21 protein-coding genes and 5 tRNA genes are annotated in these 20,457 nt (G+C 50.5%); 10 read left to right on the top strand and 16 right to left on the bottom strand.

Translation table 11 applies throughout. The features are described from left to right. Positions 1-75: 75 nt before the first annotated feature. Positions 76-1,311 carry an NAD(P)/FAD-dependent oxidoreductase gene (locus GQS10_RS09110; RefSeq protein WP_166241243.1) on the bottom strand — a complete coding sequence of 412 codons (1,236 nt, stop codon included), beginning with the start codon at positions 1,309-1,311 and terminating at the stop codon, positions 76-78. A gap of 132 nt (positions 1,312-1,443) precedes the next feature. On the opposite strand from GQS10_RS09110, the gene GQS10_RS09105 reads away from it, so the two are divergent. The 3 genes from GQS10_RS09105 (at position 1,444) to GQS10_RS23120 (ending at position 2,821) form a co-directional block, all read left to right on the top strand. After that, positions 1,444-2,469, top strand: coding sequence for an RluA family pseudouridine synthase (locus GQS10_RS09105; protein ID WP_166241241.1), 1,026 nt, complete (start codon positions 1,444-1,446; stop codon positions 2,467-2,469). A 95-nt stretch (positions 2,470-2,564) separates the two neighbouring features. Continuing rightward, positions 2,565-2,672: a sporulation protein YjcZ gene (locus GQS10_RS09100; protein WP_166241239.1), complete on the top strand. Its 108-nt coding sequence runs from the start codon at positions 2,565-2,567 to the stop codon at positions 2,670-2,672. A 47-nt stretch (positions 2,673-2,719) separates the two neighbouring features. After that, positions 2,720-2,821: a YjcZ family sporulation protein gene (locus tag GQS10_RS23120; protein ID WP_243735066.1), complete on the top strand. Its 102-nt coding sequence runs from the start codon at positions 2,720-2,722 to the stop codon at positions 2,819-2,821. 40 nt (positions 2,822-2,861) lie between these two features. Here GQS10_RS23120 and GQS10_RS09095 read toward each other — a convergent pair whose 3' ends face one another. Further along, a complete protein-coding gene (locus GQS10_RS09095; RefSeq protein WP_166241237.1) occupies positions 2,862-3,560 on the bottom strand; it encodes a response regulator transcription factor in 699 nt (232 codons plus the stop codon). Positions 3,561-3,733: 173 nt separating this feature from the next. On the opposite strand from GQS10_RS09095, the gene GQS10_RS09090 reads away from it, so the two are divergent. The 3 genes from GQS10_RS09090 (at position 3,734) to GQS10_RS09080 (ending at position 6,983) form a co-directional block, all read left to right on the top strand. Next, positions 3,734-4,681, top strand: coding sequence for a carbohydrate ABC transporter permease (locus GQS10_RS09090; RefSeq protein WP_166241235.1), 948 nt, complete (start codon positions 3,734-3,736; stop codon positions 4,679-4,681). Beyond that, positions 4,678-5,499, top strand: coding sequence for a carbohydrate ABC transporter permease (locus tag GQS10_RS09085; RefSeq protein ID WP_424991778.1), 822 nt, complete (start codon positions 4,678-4,680; stop codon positions 5,497-5,499). The genes GQS10_RS09090 and GQS10_RS09085 overlap by 4 nt, the downstream gene beginning before the upstream one ends. 83 nt (positions 5,500-5,582) lie before the next feature. Continuing rightward, positions 5,583-6,983, top strand: a complete 1,401-nt coding sequence (locus GQS10_RS09080) for an ABC transporter substrate-binding protein (RefSeq protein ID WP_166241233.1) — start codon at positions 5,583-5,585, stop codon at positions 6,981-6,983. A 155-nt stretch (positions 6,984-7,138) separates the two neighbouring features. Here GQS10_RS09080 and GQS10_RS09075 read toward each other — a convergent pair whose 3' ends face one another. The 4 genes from GQS10_RS09075 to GQS10_RS09060 form a co-directional block, all read right to left on the bottom strand. Beyond that, complete coding sequence (locus tag GQS10_RS09075) at positions 7,139-7,468, bottom strand: winged helix-turn-helix transcriptional regulator (RefSeq protein WP_166241232.1); 330 nt, start codon at positions 7,466-7,468, stop codon at positions 7,139-7,141. 194 nt (positions 7,469-7,662) lie between these two features. Next, a complete protein-coding gene (locus GQS10_RS09070) occupies positions 7,663-8,295 on the bottom strand; it encodes a TetR family transcriptional regulator (protein ID WP_166241231.1) in 633 nt (210 codons plus the stop codon). 110 nt (positions 8,296-8,405) lie between these two features. Then, positions 8,406-9,047, bottom strand: a complete 642-nt coding sequence (locus tag GQS10_RS09065) for a YigZ family protein (protein ID WP_166241229.1) — start codon at positions 9,045-9,047, stop codon at positions 8,406-8,408. A 118-nt stretch (positions 9,048-9,165) separates the two neighbouring features. After that, positions 9,166-10,521 (bottom strand): glucose-6-phosphate isomerase, encoded by a 1,356-nt coding sequence (locus GQS10_RS09060; RefSeq protein ID WP_166241227.1) that lies wholly within the window; start codon positions 10,519-10,521, stop codon positions 9,166-9,168. Between the two features lie 145 nt (positions 10,522-10,666). On the opposite strand from GQS10_RS09060, the gene GQS10_RS09055 reads away from it, so the two are divergent. Next, entirely contained in the window at positions 10,667-11,962 is a 1,296-nt protein-coding gene (locus GQS10_RS09055; RefSeq protein ID WP_166241225.1) for an NAD(P)-binding domain-containing protein, read from the top strand. Here the strand turns inward: GQS10_RS09055 and ppnP are convergent. Then, positions 11,952-12,269 (bottom strand): pyrimidine/purine nucleoside phosphorylase, encoded by a 318-nt coding sequence (gene ppnP / locus GQS10_RS09050; protein WP_166241223.1) that lies wholly within the window; start codon positions 12,267-12,269, stop codon positions 11,952-11,954. The genes GQS10_RS09055 and ppnP overlap by 11 nt on opposite strands. A 94-nt stretch (positions 12,270-12,363) precedes the next feature. Further along, positions 12,364-14,376: a transketolase gene (gene tkt / locus GQS10_RS09045; protein ID WP_166241221.1), complete on the bottom strand. Its 2,013-nt coding sequence runs from the start codon at positions 14,374-14,376 to the stop codon at positions 12,364-12,366. A gap of 171 nt (positions 14,377-14,547) precedes the next feature. Between tkt and GQS10_RS09040 the strand changes: the two genes are divergently transcribed. Further along, on the top strand, positions 14,548-15,006 hold the full coding sequence (locus GQS10_RS09040) for a hypothetical protein (protein WP_243735065.1): 459 nt from the start codon (positions 14,548-14,550) through the stop codon (positions 15,004-15,006). Positions 15,007-15,016: 10 nt separating this feature from the next. Next, positions 15,017-15,562: an MOSC domain-containing protein gene (locus tag GQS10_RS09035; RefSeq protein WP_166241217.1), complete on the top strand. Its 546-nt coding sequence runs from the start codon at positions 15,017-15,019 to the stop codon at positions 15,560-15,562. Here the strand turns inward: GQS10_RS09035 and GQS10_RS09030 are convergent. From GQS10_RS09030 to GQS10_RS09020, 3 genes are all read right to left on the bottom strand, one after another. Next, on the bottom strand, positions 15,549-17,006 hold the full coding sequence (locus GQS10_RS09030; protein ID WP_166241216.1) for a diguanylate cyclase domain-containing protein: 1,458 nt from the start codon (positions 17,004-17,006) through the stop codon (positions 15,549-15,551). The two genes, GQS10_RS09035 and GQS10_RS09030, sit on opposite strands and share 14 nt — an antisense overlap. A 73-nt stretch (positions 17,007-17,079) precedes the next feature. Then, complete coding sequence (gene purU / locus GQS10_RS09025; protein ID WP_166241214.1) at positions 17,080-17,988, bottom strand: formyltetrahydrofolate deformylase; 909 nt, start codon at positions 17,986-17,988, stop codon at positions 17,080-17,082. After that, entirely contained in the window at positions 17,985-19,106 is a 1,122-nt protein-coding gene (locus GQS10_RS09020; RefSeq protein WP_166241212.1) for a deoxyribonuclease IV, read from the bottom strand. Before GQS10_RS09020 ends, purU begins: the two co-directional genes overlap by 4 nt. 139 nt (positions 19,107-19,245) lie before the next feature. Here GQS10_RS09020 and GQS10_RS09015 point away from each other — a divergent pair, with 139 nt between their 5' ends. Then, positions 19,246-19,674, top strand: coding sequence for a DUF2621 domain-containing protein (locus GQS10_RS09015; RefSeq protein ID WP_166241210.1), 429 nt, complete (start codon positions 19,246-19,248; stop codon positions 19,672-19,674). Between the two features lie 146 nt (positions 19,675-19,820). Here GQS10_RS09015 and GQS10_RS09010 read toward each other — a convergent pair. The 5 genes from GQS10_RS09010 to GQS10_RS08990 form a co-directional block, all read right to left on the bottom strand. Further along, positions 19,821-19,903, bottom strand: a tRNA-Leu gene (locus tag GQS10_RS09010). A 13-nt stretch (positions 19,904-19,916) separates the two neighbouring features. After that, positions 19,917-19,989 (bottom strand) — tRNA-Lys (locus tag GQS10_RS09005). Positions 19,990-19,996: 7 nt separating this feature from the next. Beyond that, a tRNA-Glu gene (locus tag GQS10_RS09000) sits at positions 19,997-20,068 on the bottom strand. Between the two features lie 213 nt (positions 20,069-20,281). Then, positions 20,282-20,373, bottom strand: a tRNA-Ser gene (locus GQS10_RS08995). Positions 20,374-20,381: 8 nt separating this feature from the next. Continuing rightward, positions 20,382-20,457: transfer RNA gene (locus tag GQS10_RS08990), tRNA-Asn, on the bottom strand.

Genomic DNA, 20,457 nt, shown 5'->3' with positions numbered 1-20,457 from the left:
TTTCCTCACCTATTAGAACATATGTTCTTGTATTTGTAAATGTTTAACAACAAAAAAGGCGCAGCGGAATATCCACTACACCTGAACAGCACTCGGTCGTTTTTGGCGATGAAATTGCAGCAGCTCTTTATCTTTGCTCGTTCCTTTTACAATAAGCTCGGTAACTACCTTGGAGACGATCGTGCTATAAACCGTTCCATTGCCTCCATATCCCAACGCAAAATAACAGTGAGGAAACTGCTCCTGCTCCCCGACCATCGGCAGCCCGTCATGCGTCGTCCCGAACATTCCTGCCCACGCGTATTCCGCTTCGAGGGCACCGATTTTGGGAAACAGCTTTGCCAGCTCCTCCAACAACAGCTCTTTCTTGCGGGTGAGCATTCGGTCTCGTTCCTCCGGGTTGCTCGTCTGCTCGTCCAAGCCGCCAATTACAATGCGGTTATCCTTCGTCGTTCGTATATATAGATACGGCCTGGCCGTCTCCCATATGAGGGACCTTTGGTACCAGCCCGGAAAATCAGAAATCGGTTTTGTTGCCATAGCGTAGCAGCTCAACAGTACTGCATTCGCATTGCGCTTCATCTCCTGCGTCTCGTATCCGGAAGCAAATACCGCCTTTTTTGCTCGGATGCGGTATCCTCCATCAGTATACAGCTCGATCCCATCCTGATTGAAACGATGCCTTTGAAGCTTGGTATCGGTAAAGACGCGCAGCCCCTTTTCATGGGCCTTATCAACCAAGCCGTTCACAAACTTAAACGGATTGATTTCTGCGTCGGCATCCCGAACAAAAATCGCTCCGTCCTTGCGAAACGAAAAATGCCGCGAAATGGCTTCTGCATCCCAATACTCCGCCGGAAAACCGTATTTCATCAACAGCTTATGCTCATCCTTTAACGCCGTCACATCATTTGCGCCGCTTGCAAAATATAAGGTCGAGCGCGGGATGTATTCCGGATCAATAGAAAGTTGACGGGAAATGTGTCCGATCTCTTGAACCGCCTCGGCAGTCAGCTCGTAAAACCGGACTCCCTGCGCCTCTCCAAACGAATGAATGCAGGAAGCGAGCGACTTGTCGTTTTGCAGCTGAAGAAGTCCGGTATTGGCCGCGCTGCTTCCGCCACCCACCGTCCTTTTGTCAATCAGAACCGTGCGAACGCCGCTCTCGGTTAACCGATACGCTGTCAAGCTGCCCGATTCCCCTGCGCCAACCACAACCACATCACAATCGATGTCTTCCGCCAGCCTCGGGTAAACCGGATGATTCGGAAACGTATTCGGCCATAAAAAGGTACCGGTACGCAAATTCATTGTTATCCCCCTTAACTGAACTTCTAACAGTATTCGTTGATTGACTTCTCCCTTATACAAGGAGTGGGATTTGGAATGAACGCATCCGCATGTTATATTGTAGAAAAAAATTAAGGGAGCCATTAGGAGCCGATGAACGATAAAAGCTCAAAAAATCGCAATCCGAAAAGCCGTACCCCTGCTCGAAGCAATGGAAAAGCCTCCAATCATATAAAAACCCGCGTTCCTTCTCGAAAGCCTAGTTTAGGTCAAGATTCGACCGTTAAGCAGCAGGCCAAAGCGAATACGACGCTTCAATGGGAGGTGACTTCAGCCTCCGAGCTGCTCGCCTTTGTATTGGAGCACGCGAACCGCTTCGGCCGAAACACCTTAAAATCGATGCTCGCAAGAGGACAAATTGAAGTTGACGGCCGCTCTGTAACGAAGCATAATCACCCGCTGCACCCAGGACAAAGCGTAACGATCCATACCGGAAAAAAAGCCGAGCCGATGGTCTGGGTTGGGGTGCGCATTTTGCATGAGGATGACGATCTTCTTGTTATCCATAAAGATGCGGGTTTATTATCCATCGCCTCTGCGACAGAGAAAGAAATTACCGCTTATCGCCAGTTGACCGAATATGTACGCCGAACAGACCCGGCGAACCGCATCTTTGTCGTGCACCGGCTGGACCGCGATACCTCGGGGGTTATGGTGTTCGCCAAGAACGAGCAGACCAAGGAAAAGCTGCAAACAAATTGGCAGGAAGCAGTGACAGAACGGACATACATCGCCTTAGTCGAAGGAAAAGTCAAAAAGCCGGAAGGTGTAATTACCTCCTGGCTTAAGGAAAGCAAGACGTTATTAATGTATTCAAGCAGCATCCCCGGGGACGGGCAGCATGCCGTTACCCGCTTCAAAACGCTCCAAGCGAGCTCGGAATTTTCTCTGCTTGAGGTAGAGCTTGAAACCGGACGTAAAAATCAAATCCGCGTTCATATGCAGGATATTGGACACCCTGTCGTTGGCGATAAGAAATACGGCTCCCGCAAGCGTCCAATAGGCCGCCTTGGCCTACACGCAAAGGTGCTTGCTTTCCAGCATCCGACTACCGGCGAATCGATGCGCTTTGAATCGGATGTGCCCAAGGAGTTCTTTCGCCCCTTCAAAACCCAGTAACAGCCCATTTTATGCTCACCCCCGGCAGCCGTCTATACGGATGAGCCCGTCCATCCATATAGTGCTATAGATACAACGCAAGGGGGTGAGCTCGCATGGCATACGCAGCTGGCGCAACTGGCGCTTTCACTTCCACTGGCGCAATTCTGGTGCTTTTCATCCTTCTCGTTATCATCAGCCGTACTGTTCTTTTCGGCGCTTAAGTTTCGTCCCATTCGAAATGCAAGGTGATAGAAAGGGGTGAGCTTCCATGGCATACGCAGCAGGCGCAGCTGGTCTTTACACTTCTACTGGCACAATCCTGGTGCTTTTCATCCTTCTTGTTATCATCAGCCGTACCGTTTTATTCTAATTTATGATGTAAAGAGCCTTGGCCAAAAAGCCAAGGCTCTTTACAGTTTTCGTTCGAATTTATAACCAGCTCCCCAAACCGTTTTAATATAAACAGGTTCCTTCGGATCCACTTCAACTTTTTTTCGCAGGTTCGTAATATGCACGTCGACAGATCGTTCCGTCACAAAGGAATCAATGCCTCTTATCTTATTCAACAGCTCGTCACGAGAAAACACCTTTCCCGGATGGGTCCAAAACTGCTTGAAAATTTCGTACTCCGAATACGTTACATGCACTTCTTTGCCGCGGATCAGGAGCATTCGCCTTGAATCGTCAAGCCCAAGCTCACCATCACTTACTGCAGTGCCGCTGACAAGCGTTGCTTTATCACCTGTCCGGCTAGCTCGGCGGTGCAGCGCCATAATTCTTGCTCCCAGCTCCTTTAGACTGAACGGTTTGCTAAGGTAATCATCGGCTCCTTGTTGAAGCGCATTCACCTTATCGTTCGTTTCATTTTTGGCCGAGAGCATGAGTATCGGAACATGGGAGCGCTCTCTAAGCTTTTGGCATAACGTTAAGCCATCCATCTCTGGAAGCATCACATCCAGCACCACGAGATCCGGCTGCCGTTCCCAGAAGACGCGCAGACCCTCCAGCCCGCTGTCCGCTCGTATCGTTTGATACCCTTCTCCTTCCAGAAATTCTCGGATCATTAATGCGATACTGTCATCGTCTTCCACAAGCAACACTGTTGTCATGATTTCCTCCCCGGAAGGGATCCGATTGTAAGTCCTTCTACAAAAATACCTCATTTCCCTTCCTTGGAGGGGAATCAAAAAGATTTTCTCAACAAAAGCTTTACATGCAATTAATATTATCCAAATACTAGAAGACTATGATTTAGGACGAGATTGTTTCAGGAGGTTTCGTCATGAATACCGCGCAAAAAGATTTGCCCCTGCAGTCCACGATTCGGCCGAAAGAAGCCCGAGCATCCATGAGAGTGATGAAGTGGAAAGAAACCGTGATCGGTTATTTATTTCTCGCCCCATCCATTGTATTATTTTGTATCTTTTTATTTTATCCCATGCTAAAATCCGTATATTTAAGCTTTCAGTTAACCGACCCCCGAGGAAAGGTTGCTGCATTCGCCGGGCTGGACAATTACAAGGAGCTGTTCACTGACAGCCACTTCTTAACCAGCCTTAAGGCATCATTCTTATTTACACTTTATACGGTACCGACCGCTATCGTTATTGCATTAATCATGGCAGCACTAACGCATAACAAGCTCAAGGGCGTGAAGCTGTTCCAGTTCGTATTTTCGCTTCCGTTAGCAATTTCGGTCAGCACGGCGTCCGTCATTTGGAATCTGCTGTATCATCCGAGCATCGGTTCCTTCAATTATTGGCTCAGCCTGATCGGCCTTCCGCCGGTTAACTGGTTGACCGACCCGGCGATCGCGATCTTTGCCGTTTCCGCCATGACGATATGGATGAATCTAGGCTTTAACTACATCGTCCTGCTGAGCGGAATTCAAGGGATTCCCGAGGAGCTCTACGAAAGCGCAAAAATCGACGGCTCCAACCCGCTGCGCACCTTTTGGAATATTACGATTCCCTTGCTTTCCCCGACGTTGTTTTTTGTGGCGATCGTGTCCGTTATTGGCGCGCTCCAGTCGTTTGGGCAAATTCATATTTTAACCAAAGGCGGCCCCTCCAGAACGACAGATGTATTCGTTTATCATATTTACCAGGAAGCCTTCGTGAACTTCCGGTTCGGTACAGGCAGTGCGCAGGCGCTCGTATTGTTTGCAATCATTTTAATCATTACACTAATCCAATTTAAGGTGCTGGAAAAGAAGGTGCATTATCAATGATGAAGTCGATGAAAAAAGCGCCTCACTATACCCTATTGACCGTCATTGCTGCAATGCTTGTATACCCGCTCTTTTTCACCTTTGCGACGTCGCTCATGACGAATGAGGAAGCGCACCGCTTCCCTGCCCCGCTTGTGCCGGAGAGCTTTCATATTCAAAACTTTATAGATGTCATGGATTTCGTGCCGATCGTTGCCTTTATCCAAAACAGCTTTATCGTTTCCGGGTTCATTATGTTCGGGCAGCTCATTACCGCAAGCATGGCTGCGTACGCATTCTCTCACTTGCAATTCCCGGGACGGAATACGTTGTTTGCCGTCTTTGTTTCAACGATGATGATTCCATGGGAAGTTACCATCATTCCCAATTACTTAACCATAAAAGCCTGGGGCTGGCTGGACACTTATCAAGGGTTAACGATTCCGTTTGTGGCAACGGCGTTCGGCACCTTTTTACTTCGACAGTTTTTTCTGCAGCTTCCCCGCGAGCTGTTTGAAGCCGCCAAAATCGACGGCTGCGGCCATCTTCGCATCTTTACTTGGCTCGTACTGCCATTGGCCCGTCCGGCACTAGCAACGCTTGGCGTTTATTCTTTTCTTCACGCATGGAATATGTATTTATGGCCGCTGCTCGTTACCAACAGCGAAACGATGCGAACCGTACAAATCGGGGTAACCATGCTGCAAAGGGAAGAATTTACGGCGTGGAATATCGTGCTTGCGGGCGTCACACTCGTACTGCTGCCCTCCCTTCTGCTGCTCGGCTTCGGCATTAAGCAGCTTGTCCAAGGCATTACCGCCGGGGCACTCAAAGGATAGACGGCTCAATTTCTCTTGCAGTTCAAGCCTGCGGGCTTTGTTCTGATAAATCTATGAAACTATGAAAAGGGAGAGAACAACGGATGAAACACGTAAGGAAGCAAAGCATGATGGCTCTGCTGATGGCATTGTTTATGCTGTTCGCAGCTGCATGCGGCACCACCGAGCAATCCTCCGGAACTGGCAAAGACAAAGGAGAAGGCAGCAGCACTCCGGCTGCGAAAGAAACAAATACAGCTCCGGCTTCGGAAGGTCCGGTTAAAGTGGTTTGGTGGCATTCCATGGGCGGCGAACTCGGCAAGGCTGTAGACAAAATCGTTGCCGATTTCAACGGTTCCAACAAAGACGTGCAGGTTGAAGCGATCTATCAAGGAACTTACGATGACAGCTTGAACAAATTCAAAGCATCGATGGATTCCAAGAATGGACCGCACATGATCCAGGTGTACGAAATCGGAAGCCGCTTCATGATCGATTCCAAGGCGATTCAACCGATCCAAACGTTCATTGATGCAGATAAATTCGATGTTTCCCAGTGGGAGGAAAACATCCTAGGGTACTATACTTTTGACGGCAAGCTGTACTCCATGCCGTTTAACACGTCCAACCCAATCCTTTATTACAATAAAGATATGTTCAAAGCGGCCGGCCTCGACCCGGAAAACCCGCCAAAGACATATGATGAAATTGCCGACGCTGCGAAAAAGCTGACGTCGGACGGAAAAGCCGGCGCTTCCTTTGCGATTTATGGCTGGTTCATGGAACAGCTTTTTGCCAACAGCGGCGCAGAGTATGTGAACAACGGCAACGGCCGTTCCGGTCTTGCTACAGAGTCTCTGCTTGCCAGCGATACCGGTGTGAAGACACTGACTTGGTGGAAAAAGATGGTGGACGACGGGGTAGCTAAAAACCTCGGCCGGAAAACCGCTGACACGAAAGCAGCATTTGCTGCTGGCCAAATCGGCATGACTTTAGATTCCACCGCTTCCCTGAAAGGCTTTATGGATGCTGTAGGCGGCAAATTCGAAGTGGGTACAGCATTCCTGCCTCGGATGTCCGATGCGAAGGACGGCGGCGTAATCGTTGGCGGAGCGAGCAACTACATTCTCAACAACAAGCCGGAGAACGAGCAGAAGGCAGCTTGGAAGTTTATCCAGTACCTGGCTTCCCCTACCGTTCAGGCACAATGGCATATTAATACGGGCTATTTCCCGATCAATAAAAAAGCTTACGACGAGCAAATTGTTAAGGACAATATGACGAAGTATCCTCAGTTCAAAACCGCTGTCGATCAGCTCCACTCTACAAAGCTGAACAAAGCGACACAAGGTGCCGTCATGGGCGTATTCCCAGAGGCGCGTCAGCTCGTTGAGGTTGCGATCGAAGACGCTTTGGGCGGCAAGAAGGATCCAAAGACCGCACTGGAAGATGCAGCAAAAGAAATTACGAGCAAGATTGCTACATATAACAAAACCGTAAAATAATCAATCATGACGAAACGGCCCTGCTTCCTAAAAAGGAGCAGGGCCGTTTTCATGCTTAAACTTAAAAAGACGGGCGGAACTCCTGTCCCGCAACCGCCTTTATGAATGCATATTCACATCTTATTTCATCCTCATGGGATGCCGTACCGGCTTTCTTACCCTTGAAAATGATCCGCCCATTTTTGAATTTCGTCCATCGCGGGCTGCAGGGCTCTGCCTTTTTCCGTTAGCTCGTACTCAATCCGTACCGGCGTTTCGGGATACACCTTGCGGGTAACAATCCCGGCGATCTCCAGCTCCTTAAATCGCTCGGACAGCATTCGGTCGCTCATTCCTGGAATCATATCCGATATTTCTTTAAACCGGCGGCTGCCATGCAGGAGCACTTGAATAATCAGACCCGTCCACCGTTTTCCCAACAATTCAAAGGCATGTTCAAATTTCGGGCAAAGATGAAAATCGTGCCCTTGGTATTCGCTGCTCATCTTTCCGCCCTCCTTACCGTTAGCTATACAACATAAATTATTTATATTATAACACAGAATCCTTACAGGGTAACATAGTCACTTTAGTAAAGTAAGCCAATTGCCTTCGAATTATTCTACAATTTGTTCACAAATGCAAAAAAGAGCCTTCGGCTTCAATACCGTAAGCTCCTGCACGATTTTTTGTACACTCTTTACGCGTATAAAATTCGAAGCGTTTCCACTCGAGCGGCTTCATTACTAGCTTGAATGCTTCGGGAAAGCAGCAACACATGCTCCTTGGCCAGCTTCTCCACCTCATGAAACTTCTGACCATGATGAATACTAAACGTGATAAATCCATGAAGAGCCATAAATAAATTCCATGGCAGCATAAATTTCAGTTCCTTCTCGCGAGAATGCCCTTCCAGCACCGAGCGAACGAAGGAGGAGAATAAATCCATACTAGCCGCTTGTTCGGAACGGGAATATCCTTGCAGCTCGCAGTCGCGGATGAGGAACATCGTTTCATAATGGTGTGGGTTATCCAAGCCAAATTTGATAAATTCCATCATCATTAGCTCAAGCAAATCAAAGCCTTTAATTTGCTTTTGCGCGAGCAGCATACGCTGCTTGCCGATTAAGAGATTAAAATCTTCTTGAACCAAGGCGTAAAACAGCTCCGCCTTTTCCTTGAAGTGATAGTACAACGAACCATGACTGTAACCCAAAGCACTAGCAATGTTTCGCATCGAAACCGAACGATACCCTTTGGAAACAAATAATTCCCGTGCTACATTCAAAATGATCTCTCTTGTCAGTTCCTGTTCAACCGCTCTCCTTGCCACAAATACTCCCTCCTTTTTACTCATTATACAACAATCCCGAGTAAATTGGGGTGTTTTTTCATTTAAAACTTTAAAGATTTTTTACGTTAAAGCTTTTATAGGTTTTTGCTTTAAAACGGTAAAGCATCGTGGTCCATATACAAAGCATCTTTTCGGTTCATTTTCGCTTGTCCCGCCGTCAAATCCGTTACTCGTGCCACCCATTGATCCGCCTCCGCTTCCAGTGGAAACGTCGTGAGTGTTACCTTATCGGTAAACAGCGTCTCTCCCCTGCGCATGCCAATGTTTATCATCTCGTTCTCCAGCTTGCCATGCCAGTTGTAATCGATCTCCAGCTCTATTTCCCGATGCAGCACCTTGTAAACGGGACCGGCTGCCTCAAGGCCCGCTACCGCTCCATCTGTATAAGCGCGCACTAATCCGCCCGCTCCGAGCATGATTCCTCCAAAATAGCGGGTGACAACGACTGCGGTATATTTGAGCCCTTGATTTTTTATGACCTCGAGGATCGGCTTGCCTGCAGTCCCGCTAGGTTCCCCGTCATCGGAAGCCTTTTGGAACTGGTCCCTCTCCCCGGTTAGGTAAGCGGAACAGTTGTGAGTAGCCATTTTGTGCTTCTGTTTAATTTCTTCGATAAATGCGACAGCTTCTTCTTCCGTTGCCGCTGGCTTCGCATATCCGATAAACCGGGAGCGCTTGATGACGATTTCCGCTTCCCCGTATCCTTGAATCGTCTTGTAGTACGGAAGCATTTCGGGTACCCTCCCCTTCTGACTTAAGTTGATGCATTTTTCAAGCCTGATTGCCATGGTTAAAAAAAGCAGCCCATCACTAGATGAGCTGCCCGTTTATGTGTCACACGTCTACCACTTATTTATTCAGGCGCGCTTCCAGCTGAGCTTTCTCCGCTTCGAAGCCCGGCTTGCCGAGCAGCGCAAACATGTTGCGCTTATATGCTTCTACACCCGGCTGATCAAACGGGTTCACGCCGAGCAGATAACCGCTGATACCGCATGCTTTTTCAAAGAAGTAAACGAGGCTTCCGAACGCGTAAGCGGTTTGGTCGGGAATCGTGACAACCAGGTTTGGCACGCCTCCGTCTGTGTGCGCCAGCATTGTGCCTTGGAATGCCTTCTTGTTCACGAAGTCCATCGTCTTACCCGCAAGGAAGTTTAAGCCGTCCAGGTTATCCGCATCCGTCTCAATCGCCAAATCGGCTGGTACTTTATCAATGAGAAGGACGGTTTCAAACAGATTTCTTGTTCCTTCTTGGATGAATTGGCCCATCGAGTGAAGATCGGTCGAGAAATCAACGGAAGCCGGATAAATGCCTTTGTTATCCTTGCCTTCGCTTTCGCCGTACAGCTGCTTCCACCATTCCGATACGAAATGGAGCGACGGCTCGTAGTTAACGAGAATTTCCGTCGTTTTGCCTTTGCGGTACAATGCGTTGCGGACAGCTGCATATTGATAGCTCGGATTTTCAGCAACGTTCGGGTTCGCGTACAGACGGCTTGCATCGGCTGCACCCGCCATCATGGCGTCGATGTCGACTCCCGCAGCTGCAATAGGCAGCAGGCCGACCGCTGTCAGCACGGAATAACGGCCGCCTACGTCGTCCGGGATTACGAAGGTCTCGTATCCTTCGGCGTCAGCCAGCTTCTTCAAAGCGCCCTTCTCGCGGTCTGTCGTTGCATAAATACGCTTGCGCGCTTCTTCCTTGCCGTATTTCTTCTCAATCGCTTCACGCAAAATGCGGAAGGCAATCGCCGGCTCTGTCGTCGTTCCGGATTTGGAGATCACATTTAGGGAGAAGTCCTTGCCTTCGAGCATTTGCAGCAGGTGAGTCATATAGGTACCGCTGATATTGTTTCCTGCATACACGATATACGGAGCGTTGCGCTGCTCCTTGGACACAATATTAGCGAAGTTGTGGCTCAGCATTTCGATTGCTGCGCGCGCACCCAAGTAGGAGCCGCCGATGCCGATTACGACAAGCACTTCCGAATCGCTGCGGATTTTGGCAGCGGCCTGCTTAATTCGCGCGAACTCTTCCTTATCATAGTCTGTCGGAAGGGTGATCCAGCCGAGGTAGTCCGAGCCCGCACCTGTCTTGCTGTGCAGCTGTTCGTGGGCGAGCTTAATCGGCGCCGCCAGGTAATCAATTTCGTGCTGTCCCACGAACGATAGTGCATTGCTGTAATCAAAACGAATGGATGGTTGCATGGTTTTCTTCACTCCTTATCTCTAATAAAGACAGGCTATTATTTCTTTTTTAAGCATACTGTTCCAGTCGGTTTTTTTCAAGTTTCCATTGGACTGGACGAGTGATAAGATAAAGGTAACTACTGGCGGAAGGATGAATAAAACTATGACTACTGTTGCTTTTGTCGGACTCGGTACGATGGGGCTGCCGATGGCGGCCAATTTGTGCAAAAACGGCTTTTCGGTGATCGCTTATAACCGCACGGCATCGAAGGTGGAGGAGCTCGTTCCACTCGGTGCGAAGACAGCTGCGACACCGAGCGAAGCGGTTCGCGAAGCCGATGTCGTCGTCACGATGCTGTCGGATGACAATACGCTGCTTGAAGTGTTCTACGGAGCAGGCGGCATTATGGACGGGATCCAGGCAGGCATGACCGTCATCGATTGCAGTACCGTATCTCCAGAAACTAGCAAGCAGCTTTATCAAGAGCTTCAGCAGCACGAGGTATCCTTCCTTGATGCGCCGGTAACGGGCAGCAAGCCAGCGGCGGAAAGTGGAACGCTGACGTTTATGGTCGGCGGAGATGAAGCCGCTCTTGAGAAGAATCGCGCTATATTTGAAGCGATGGGAAGAAAGATTAAATACATGGGGCCATCCGGCGCCGGCTCCTATATGAAGCTTGCCAACAATACCTTGGTCGGCATCCATACTGCAGCAATGTGCGAAGGTCTTGCCATTGCGGCTAAAGCGGGCATTGACCCGGAATCGTTCCTGGAAATCGTCAGCTCCGGTGCGGCCAACAGCCGCCAATTGGAGCTCAAAGCTCCGAAAATCTTGGATCGCGATTTTAGCGTCCAGTTTTCCCTCAAGCTGATGACGAAGGATTTGCGCCTGGCCTCTCAGCTCGGACAGCAGCTGCGCACGCCGATGCCGGCTTTGGATACCGTTCGGAACGTATTCCAAATCGCCGAAGCTCAGGGCCTCGGTGAGCTTGACTTATCGTCGCTTCTTACATTGTATGAGCAGTGGAGCGGCGTTGAAGTGAGGAAAGCGGAAGCCTCCTCTCAACTGGAGCTTGAGCTTGACCAAACGAAGGAGCAGACGGAGCGCCGCCGCAGCATTCGCGTTCCAATGGACTTTACCGTGATGATTGCTGTTCACCAGTGGGAGCAGGAAGGCGCCTTCACCGGTCAGCAAATCAAAGGAAAGCTCGTCGATATTTCCAACCAAGGGCTGCAAATCGCGACGAGCTTCCCGCTTTCCAAAGATATGTTTGTCGTTTTCCACTTCCCGCAGGAAGCGGAGCTTCCGCCGATCACGGGAAAAATTATCCGTATCGAGCAGCTGGAGCATGAATACCATTATGGCTGCCTGATGTCCGGCGTTCCGCCTTACGTGCGGATCAAGCTGGAGGAGTATATCCAGCGTAAAATTGACGAGCAGCAGGAAGCTATTCGTTAATGTAAGAACAGCAGTAATCGGTTACGGTGTGAACGCGAAGCTTAAATTTTGCGCCTTTCGGAACGGTAAATTCAGCAGTGCCGTCGATCGACAGCCAGTCGGAAGCATCCGGCAGCAAAACATCAAGGCGGCCTGCTTGGATTTCCATAATTTCCTTCACATCCGTACCGAACTCATAGTCGCCTGGAAGCATGATGCCCAGCGTCTTCTTCGTTCCGTCTTCGAATACAACGGTACGGCTTGTCACCTTGCCGTCAAAATACACATTTGCTTTTTTTACTACGGTTACATTGGTAAACTGAGACATCTTATTTCGCTCCTTTGAAATTGTGGTATATGAAAAGGCCCAAGGCGGTTCGCCTCGGGCCTTTATTTAATAAGCGGATACCGGTGGCCGATTATTACAGAAGCTCTTTAACTTTCTGTGCCACGTTAGCAGCTGTAAAGCCGTACTCCTCGATAACCTTTGGTCCTTTACCCGATGCGCCGTAGGTTTCGATGCCAAGAATTGCGCCGGAATCGCCGACATACTTTTCCCAGCCCATAGGCAGTGCCATTTCGACAGCCAAACGAGCTTTGATATCGGAAGGCAGGATGGAGTTTTTGTACTCCTTCGACTGCTTCTCGAAACGCTCCCAGCTCGGCATGCTGACTACGCGGGCTTGAACGCCTTCTTCCGCCAGCTTCTTCTGTGCGTCAACAGCAAGAGAAACCTCGGAGCCCGTTGCAATGATAATCGCTTGCGGCTTACCGTTCGGCGCTTCGGAAACGATGTACGCGCCCTTCTCTACGCCTTCCTTCGCGTTTTGCGCAGTGCCCGGCAGGATCGGCAGGTTCTGGCGAGTCAGGATGAGCGCTACTGGCGCTTCCTTCTGGCCAATTGCATAGCGCCATGCCGCTGCAGTTTCGTTCGCATCCGCAGGACGAATCACTTCTACGCCGATCATCGTACGGATCGCAGCAAGCTGCTCGATTGGCTGGTGCGTCGGTCCGTCTTCGCCAACGCCGATGCTGTCATGCGTAAATACGTACACGACAGGCAGCTTCTGAATCGCCGCAAGACGGATTGCCGGACGAAGATAATCGGAGAATACGAAGAACGTACCGCCGTATGGACGAACGCCGCCGTGCAGCGCCATGCCGTTGATCGCCGCGCCCATTGCAAATTCGCGAACGCCGAAGTATACGTTTCGGCCGCTGTAATCGCGTGCAGTAAAGTTATCAATGTTGTTCAGGTGTGTATTCGTGGAGCTCTCCAGGTCAGCGGAACCGCCGATAATCGTCGGCACACGCTTCGCCAGCGCGTTCAGAGCTTGACCGGAAGCTGCGCGGGTTGCCAGCGCCTTGTCGCCTTCATTCCAAACCGGAAGCTCGGAATCCCAGCCTTCTGGAAGCTCGCCCTTCACCGCTTGCTCGAATTGAGCAGCCAGCTCCGGATACGCCTTGCGGTACTCTGCGAACATCGCGTTCCATTGCTGTTCCGCTTCGATGCCCTTCTGCTTCAATGCAGCCATATGGTCGCGAACTTCCTGCGGTACATGGAACTCTTCATGCGGCCACTGGTATGCTTCTTTCGTCAGCTTCGCTTCGTCTGTGCCAAGCGGGGAGCCGTGCGGTCCAGCATGGCCGCCTTTGCCTGCTTTGTTCGGGCTGCCGAAGCCGATAACCGTCTTCACTTCGATCAGCGTCGGACGGTAGTCCGTTTGCGATTCGAGAATCGCTTTGTGAAGCGCTTCAAGGTCGTTTCCGTCTTCCACGCGAAGCACGTTCCAGCCGTAGCCTTCAAAGCGCTTGCGCACATCTTCGGAGAACGAAAGGTTTAATTCGCCGTCAAGCGAAATATCGTTTGAATCGTAAAGAACCGTCAGCTTGTTCAGCTTCAAATGACCCGCAAGGGATGCCGCCTCGCCGGAGATCCCTTCCATCAGGTCGCCGTCGCCGCAAATTACGTATGTAGTGTGGTCAACGACCGGGAAATTGTCGCGGTTGTATACGGAAGCAAGGTGTTCTTCCGCCATTGCCATACCTACAGCCATTGCAAAGCCTTGACCCAGCGGTCCAGTCGTTGCATCAACGCCAGGAGTGTGTCCGAATTCCGGATGTCCCGGTGTTCTGCTGCCCCATTGACGGAACTCCTTCAGATCATCAATCGTTACATCATAGCCAAAAAGGTGAAGCATGGAGTAAAGCAGCATCGAGCCGTGTCCAGCAGACAGAACAAAACGGTCACGGTTTGTCCAGGACGGGTTGTCCGGGTTGTGTTTCAAGAAACGTGCCCAAACCTCATAGGCCATCGGAGCAGCGCCCATCGGCATGCCCGGGTGACCTGAATTCGCTTTCTCGATTGCATCGATGGAAAGCGTGCGGATCGTATCGATCGACAGCTGATCGATCGTTTTCTGTGTAATCGACATAATGTAATACTCTCCCTCCAAATCCATTGTTAACGTGAAACGTATCGCTTGCCTTATTGTATCACTTGCTTTTGCGCTTTGCCACAGTAAATCATCTGAACGGCAAAAGGATTTAAGACGAAGAGGTCGAATGTACCCCTACAAGAAATATGCGGAAGGATGACACAGGTTATGCACAGGAAACAACAAAACTCGCTTCTTACCGGAATCATAGCCGGCGTTGTGTCCGGGCTTGCCCTTGGCCTCCTGTTTCGGGCAGTCGAAAGGCTCTTCGAGGTGAAGGTGTATACGCTGCTCCTCAATGTAGACTTTGTGCCGTTTCTTCCGCAGCCGCTGCCGGAGTGGATCGAATTTATGCTGCATATGGCGGTATCCGTCTTCATTGGCATGCTGTACAGCTATCTTTTGGGCCGGTCCATCCGTCGTTCCGAGACGCCGAGACCCGTTCTTTATGCTGCAGCCGCTGCTCTTGTCACCATCCCGCTATTCATCCCTTTAACGCTGCTTTCCGATCGAACACCGGCGATCACCGATATGGCCGCGTTTGCTTGGTGGATCGCAGGACACGGTGCATACGGCTTCATCCTTGCCTTGTTCGGCATGTATCAAACACGAAACCTACCGAGGTGAACATACAACCATGAAAACATTCACAGCTATAGTAGAGGCCGTCCTCACTGCTACCGATCCTTCAACCTTCGTTACCCGCAGGGAGCAGGAAATCCGCATCGAGCTCGCCGGAATCCCGGGCGACCGGCATTACGGTCTTCTGCGGCCGGCCGATGTGCGGCAGTCCTTCTACCCGCGCGGCACGATGATCGCGAACCGCCGGCAGATCAGCATCGTCGGCGCGGAAGAGATGGAGCAGATCGCCACCCTCCTTGAAACAGGCGAGATTCTGCCCGAGTGGCTCGGCGCGAACATCCTGCTCCGCGGCTACGCGCCTTTGACGCTGCTTCCGCAAGGAGCACGCCTATTGTTCGAGCGAGGCAGCACCGGCCTGATTTGCGAAGGGGAAAACCTCCCCTGCAGCGGACCTGCCAAAGTCATTGCCGCCAGTTGCGATCGGCCGGAGCTCGCCAAAAAATTCGTTCCAGCCGCCAAGCAAAAGCGCGGCATCGTCTGCTCCGTAGAAAAAGAAGGCACCGTTGCCCCAGGCGACACGGTGCGCATTATGATCCCATAGCCTGTACCACGCGGTTTCGGCCGTTTTTCTTCGCTTCGTACAGCGCCTGGTCCGCCAGCTCAAACAGCAGCGCCGGGCGCTCGTCAGGCGAAGCTATCCTCGTGCAGGCACCGATGCTAACCGACACGTATCCGCCGGCAGACGACAAGCTGTGAGGAATGCCCAGCTTATATACCTCCTGCCGGATCTGCTCCGCCACACGCAGCGCTCCCCCTGCGTCCGTGTCCGGCAACAATACAGCGAATTCCTCGCCGCCGTATCTTGCAGCAAAATCAGCCGGACGCTTGCACTGCGCTTGAAGCTCGCGAGCGACCGCTCGCAGGCATTCGTCCCCAGCCTGATGACCGTACGTATCGTTGTACAGCTTAAACTGATCGATATCGATTAAAAGCAGCGACAGCGGCTCTTTCTTCCGCTGCGAACTGGCCCATTCCTGCTCAAGCCTTTCATCATAAGCCCTGCGGTTTGGAATGTCCGTCAACCCGTCCCGATGGGATAACGATTCCAGTCGTTTATTGGCTTCCTCCAGCTTTCGCATCGTCTGCTTCCGTATGGTGATATCTCGAATATTCCATAGATGGCCGACCAAGCTGATCCCGTCATAGATGGGGATATAATCCGTCTCGAACGTTCTTCCATCCTTGAGCAATACCTCTTCGTTCAATCGTTTCGCTCTCTCCCGCACCAGCTTGTCAATCGACGCTGTAAATCTGCCTTCGTCTTCCACCAGGTCACTAGTTTCGCGCAGCAGTCGGCGTCCGTCCATTCCTTCGAGCTGCGCAGGCGAATACGGAATTCCCAGCATCTCGGCCAGCTTCGCATTCGAGTGAAGTATTCTACGATGAATGTCTTCCACGAGCACGCCTGAATTTAAATTTCCGAGCAGGGCGCGAAGCTGCGAGGTTCGCTGGGACAACACATAAAACGACCGATTGGACCGAATCATATACGACATCGCCGCGTATCCGAGGAGGCTTCCAATTACGGAAAAGCTAAAGTGATAAACATACAGCGTGGCAAATTCGGAGTGATCGGACACATTGATGTAAAGCACCGCAAACAGGATCAGGCTTGCGCCCACGTTCATCGCCAAATACCTCGGCAGACGTCTATTTATCCATGGACGAATCCAAGCGCACAGCAGACCGATCAGCACCATGGAGGCGGCCGCTCGGTAGGAAACAGCATCCCACTGCCAAAAAAGTACAATCCTTGCAGCACCGATCATGAGGGATGAGATTACAGACGCCCATCCTCCGAAAAAAGCGGCGGCCAGCAAAATCGCCACATGCCGGAGGTCTAAAATAACTTCAGGGCTGACCCTAATGCTGAACAGCATCAGGACAGCCCCCAGTAAGCCCATTACAAAACCCGCTCCCCACTGTACGCTGCGTCTGTTCAGCTCCTCAGGGCTCCAGGCAAACAAGTATTCTTTTCGATTCACAAGCTGTGAAACAACAAAAATATAGGCAGTGATGAAAGAAGCGTTGATGATAAAATCTTTCAGCATGCGTTAATTAATTAAACACGACGGTTTTATTCTGGTGTACGAGAATGCGGTCCTCAAGATGCCAAGACACGGCTCTTGCCAGTACGACCCGTTCAATATGGCGTCCGATCCGTTTCAGGTCATCTACATCGTCACGGTGGGATACCCGCTGCACGTCCTGCTCAATGATAGGCCCGCCGTCGAGCTCATCCGTCACATAATGACCCGTTGCCCCGATGATTTTCACACCGCGTCCATAGGCCTGCGCATAGGGCTTTCCGCCCACAAAAGCCGGGAGGAAGGAATGATGAATGTTAATCATGCGGTTTTCATATTTCTCAATAAAATAAGGCGATACAATTTGCATATACCTTGCTAGGACAATTAAATCTACATCCGCGCTTTGGACCAGCGCGATTTGTCTGCGCTCGGCCTCGGCCTTGGTTTCCGGCGTAACCGGTACATAGTGGAATGGAACACCAAAGGGCTCTACGACCTCGGCCATCTCAGGATGATTGCCGATGACCATTGCGATGTCCATATAAAGATCTCCCGCCTGCCACTGCCACAGCAGCTCCAGAAGACAATGATCTTCCTTCGAGACAAAAATCGCTACCCTTTTCTTCTGGTTGGAGCGGTAGATTTCCCAGCTCATCTCGAACGGCTGTGCCACACCGGAAAAATCCTGCTTCAGCTGCGGAAGCTTCGCTTCCAGTCCCTCGAGATCAAATTCAATGCGGATAAAAAACATTCCGCCGCTCGGGTCCATCGTATATTGGTCAGACTGCACAATATTGGCCCCGTGCTCGGCAAGAAAACGGGAAACCGAGGCGACAATGCCCGGACGATCCGGACAAGAAATGAGCATTCTTGCCCGGTCCCGGTTAAGCAGCTCCCTGCGCGTATGTTTTCCTTCTGTGCGGTTCACCGTATTCATGCGGATAGCACCTCTTTCGCAAACCAGGCGGTCAGCCTGTGATTAATTTGTTCTTCGGTCAGACCGGGGAAAACATTCCCCTCCACAAGCATATCGTAAAGACGATCCATCGGCTCACGCGGATCCGCCTTCTTTGCCTTCGCATCCGTCTTCAGCGTCTCCCACGTTTGTACGACAAAATCCCGCGGATGAACGCCGTTCTTCTCAAAGAAATGCGCAGCGCGCTCGACATCCTCAAGGAACGCAGCACCGAAGCGCGTTTCTACATCGCCGCGAAGCAGCGCAATTTCCGCTTCGTACATCGGACGCGACAGCGCATCGTCCTTCCCGATCCACGGTGTCTCCAGCACCATTGGAAGATGCTTCAGCTTTTCGTGGTGCACGATATTTTTAATCGCCGCAAAGCCGATGTGACCTGCTCCGACGGGCGCATGACGGTCCTTTCCGGCTCCGCGTGGGTTTTTACTATCGTTTAAGTGAACGACGGAGATCCGATCAAGGCCGATCGTACGGTCAAACTGCTCCAATACGCCGTCCAAATCGTTGACAATATCGTAGCCTGCATCGTGAATATGGCAGGTATCCAGGCAGACCTTCAGACGGTTATTGTGCTCGACCTTTTCAATAATTTGAGCAATTTCTTCGAAAGAACGGCCGATTTCCGTCCCTTTGCCCGCCATCGTCTCAAGCGCGATGTTCACTTCCATTTCCGAAGTGCCGGCCAGTACTTCGTTCAGGCCTTCCGCGATGCGCGCAATTCCATATTCCGCATCCTTATCGGTGTAAGCCCCCGGGTGAAGAACGATGTTTTTCACACCTAGATAATTCGTACGGCGCATTTCCTCCTGAAGGAAATCGACGGCCAGCTGATACGTATTGCTCTTGTACGAGCCAAGGTTAATGATATAAGGCGCGTGAACCACAATTTCGTCAATGCCGTGCTGCTTCATGAGCTCCTTGCCCTGCTCAATATATTGCTCTTCAATCGGCTTCCGGCGCGTATTTTGCGGAGCACCGGTGTAAATCATAAATGTGCTGGAGCCATAGGATACCGCCTCATTGGCAGCATTCAGCAAACCCTTATCGGAAAACGATACGTGAGAACCTAATTTCGTCATCTATAATTACTCCTTGTAAACGAGAATATCTAGCCTAGTTTTCTAATAACTTTTTTATTGTACCGCAGTTTGTCCCGCTTTTGAAGTATGCTTGCCACCCCATGCGGAACATGGTACGATTTTGCTGAGGTGAGTAAAAATGTCCGGCGTATTCGGCTGGTTTATCTTTTTCTGGGTGTTTGTTCTGATCGGTTTTTTGTCCATCGGCGGTTACTTTATGTTTCGCAAGTTTTTAAAGGTTCTCCCGATGGAAGACGGAAAGTCAAAGCTGGATTGGCAGAACCATTATGTAGAATCGAGCCGTCATTTGTGGACGGAAGACAGCAAGGCCTTCTTAGAAGTGTTAGTCGAGCCGGTACCGACCCCTTTCCGCGATATCGCAAGGCACACCATTGCAGCTAAAATCGGTCAGGTTGCTTTGGAGGAAGGCGCAAGTGAGGTTACTCGTGACCACTGCTTGAAGGGCTACATTATGGCGACGCCAAGCCGCGATTACAAGAGTCTTGTTTCCTTTTTGGAGAAAAACAAAATCGATTACAGTGCATACAAGCACTTGTTAAATCATTAAAACCAATTTCGACAAAACGAAAATCCGGCCGCTCACATGGAGACGAACCGGATTTTTTTATGCTGCCGTGCCCTTTTACATTTTTACATAATAAAAAAACCTCCGATCCGAATTATCGAATCAAAGGTTCTTGTCGAAGTTTGTTATGCGGTTGAGAGGACTCGAACCTCCACGAGCGTACGCCCACTACCCCCTCAAGATAGCGTGTCTGCCATTCCACCACAACCGCATACTATGAAAAGTGAGCCATGTAGGACTCGAACCTACGACACCCTGATTAAAAGTCAGGTGCTCTACCAACTGAGCTAATGGCTCTCAAGGATGACCCGTAGGGGATTCGAACCCCTGTTACCTCCGTGAAAGGGAGGTGTCTTAACCCCTTGACCAACGGGCCATTTTCAACATTTTTCGCTATCTTTCGAAGCGACAAGTGTTATTATAATCGAATGCTTGTCCTCTGGCAAGAGGAAATTTAAAACTTTTTTTAAGGCGTAGAATTGCTAGACTATAATGATCTTTCTATTACATAACGATTGAGGAACAGAGACTAGAGAAAAGCTATGCAATAAAAAAATCGTACTTCTCGTACGATTATCGAGATCAAATGTGGCGGAGAGTGAGGGATTCGAACCCTCGCACGCGGTTAGGCGACTACTCCTTTAGCAAAGGAGCCCCTTATAGCCACTTGGGTAACTCTCCGTATATGATGGCTCCCCGAACAGGACTCGAACCTGTGACAACTCGATTAACAGTCGAGTGCTCTACCAACTGAGCTATCGGGGA

The organism is Paenibacillus turpanensis, assembly GCF_011421635.1.
Classification (GTDB): Bacteria; Bacillota; Bacilli; order Paenibacillales; family YIM-B00363; genus Paenibacillus_AK; species Paenibacillus_AK turpanensis.
Note: the sequence above shows the minus strand (reverse complement) of the source record. Positions and strands in the feature narration are given on the sequence as shown.

What these genes read in the sequence shown, in the direction of transcription:
- GQS10_RS09110 (WP_166241243.1), bottom strand. Translation starts at nt 1,311, where the DNA reads ATGAATTTGCGTACCGGTACCTTTTTATGGCCGAATACGTTTCCGAAT.
- GQS10_RS09105 (WP_166241241.1), top strand. Translation starts at nt 1,444, where the DNA reads ATGAACGATAAAAGCTCAAAAAATCGCAATCCGAAAAGCCGTACCCCT.
- GQS10_RS09100 (WP_166241239.1), top strand. Translation starts at nt 2,565, where the DNA reads ATGGCATACGCAGCTGGCGCAACTGGCGCTTTCACTTCCACTGGCGCA.
- GQS10_RS23120 (WP_243735066.1), top strand. Translation starts at nt 2,720, where the DNA reads ATGGCATACGCAGCAGGCGCAGCTGGTCTTTACACTTCTACTGGCACA.
- GQS10_RS09095 (WP_166241237.1), bottom strand. Translation starts at nt 3,560, where the DNA reads ATGACAACAGTGTTGCTTGTGGAAGACGATGACAGTATCGCATTAATG.
- GQS10_RS09090 (WP_166241235.1), top strand. Translation starts at nt 3,734, where the DNA reads ATGAATACCGCGCAAAAAGATTTGCCCCTGCAGTCCACGATTCGGCCG.
- GQS10_RS09085 (WP_424991778.1), top strand. Translation starts at nt 4,678, where the DNA reads ATGATGAAGTCGATGAAAAAAGCGCCTCACTATACCCTATTGACCGTC.
- GQS10_RS09080 (WP_166241233.1), top strand. Translation starts at nt 5,583, where the DNA reads ATGAAACACGTAAGGAAGCAAAGCATGATGGCTCTGCTGATGGCATTG.
- GQS10_RS09075 (WP_166241232.1), bottom strand. Translation starts at nt 7,468, where the DNA reads ATGAGCAGCGAATACCAAGGGCACGATTTTCATCTTTGCCCGAAATTT.
- GQS10_RS09065 (WP_166241229.1), bottom strand. Translation starts at nt 9,047, where the DNA reads ATGCTTCCGTACTACAAGACGATTCAAGGATACGGGGAAGCGGAAATC.
- GQS10_RS09060 (WP_166241227.1), bottom strand. Translation starts at nt 10,521, where the DNA reads ATGCAACCATCCATTCGTTTTGATTACAGCAATGCACTATCGTTCGTG.
- GQS10_RS09055 (WP_166241225.1), top strand. Translation starts at nt 10,667, where the DNA reads ATGACTACTGTTGCTTTTGTCGGACTCGGTACGATGGGGCTGCCGATG.
- ppnP (WP_166241223.1), bottom strand. Translation starts at nt 12,269, where the DNA reads ATGTCTCAGTTTACCAATGTAACCGTAGTAAAAAAAGCAAATGTGTAT.
- tkt (WP_166241221.1), bottom strand. Translation starts at nt 14,376, where the DNA reads ATGTCGATTACACAGAAAACGATCGATCAGCTGTCGATCGATACGATC.
- GQS10_RS09040 (WP_243735065.1), top strand. Translation starts at nt 14,548, where the DNA reads ATGCACAGGAAACAACAAAACTCGCTTCTTACCGGAATCATAGCCGGC.
- GQS10_RS09035 (WP_166241217.1), top strand. Translation starts at nt 15,017, where the DNA reads ATGAAAACATTCACAGCTATAGTAGAGGCCGTCCTCACTGCTACCGAT.
- purU (WP_166241214.1), bottom strand. Translation starts at nt 17,988, where the DNA reads ATGAATACGGTGAACCGCACAGAAGGAAAACATACGCGCAGGGAGCTG.
- GQS10_RS09020 (WP_166241212.1), bottom strand. Translation starts at nt 19,106, where the DNA reads ATGACGAAATTAGGTTCTCACGTATCGTTTTCCGATAAGGGTTTGCTG.
- GQS10_RS09015 (WP_166241210.1), top strand. Translation starts at nt 19,246, where the DNA reads ATGTCCGGCGTATTCGGCTGGTTTATCTTTTTCTGGGTGTTTGTTCTG.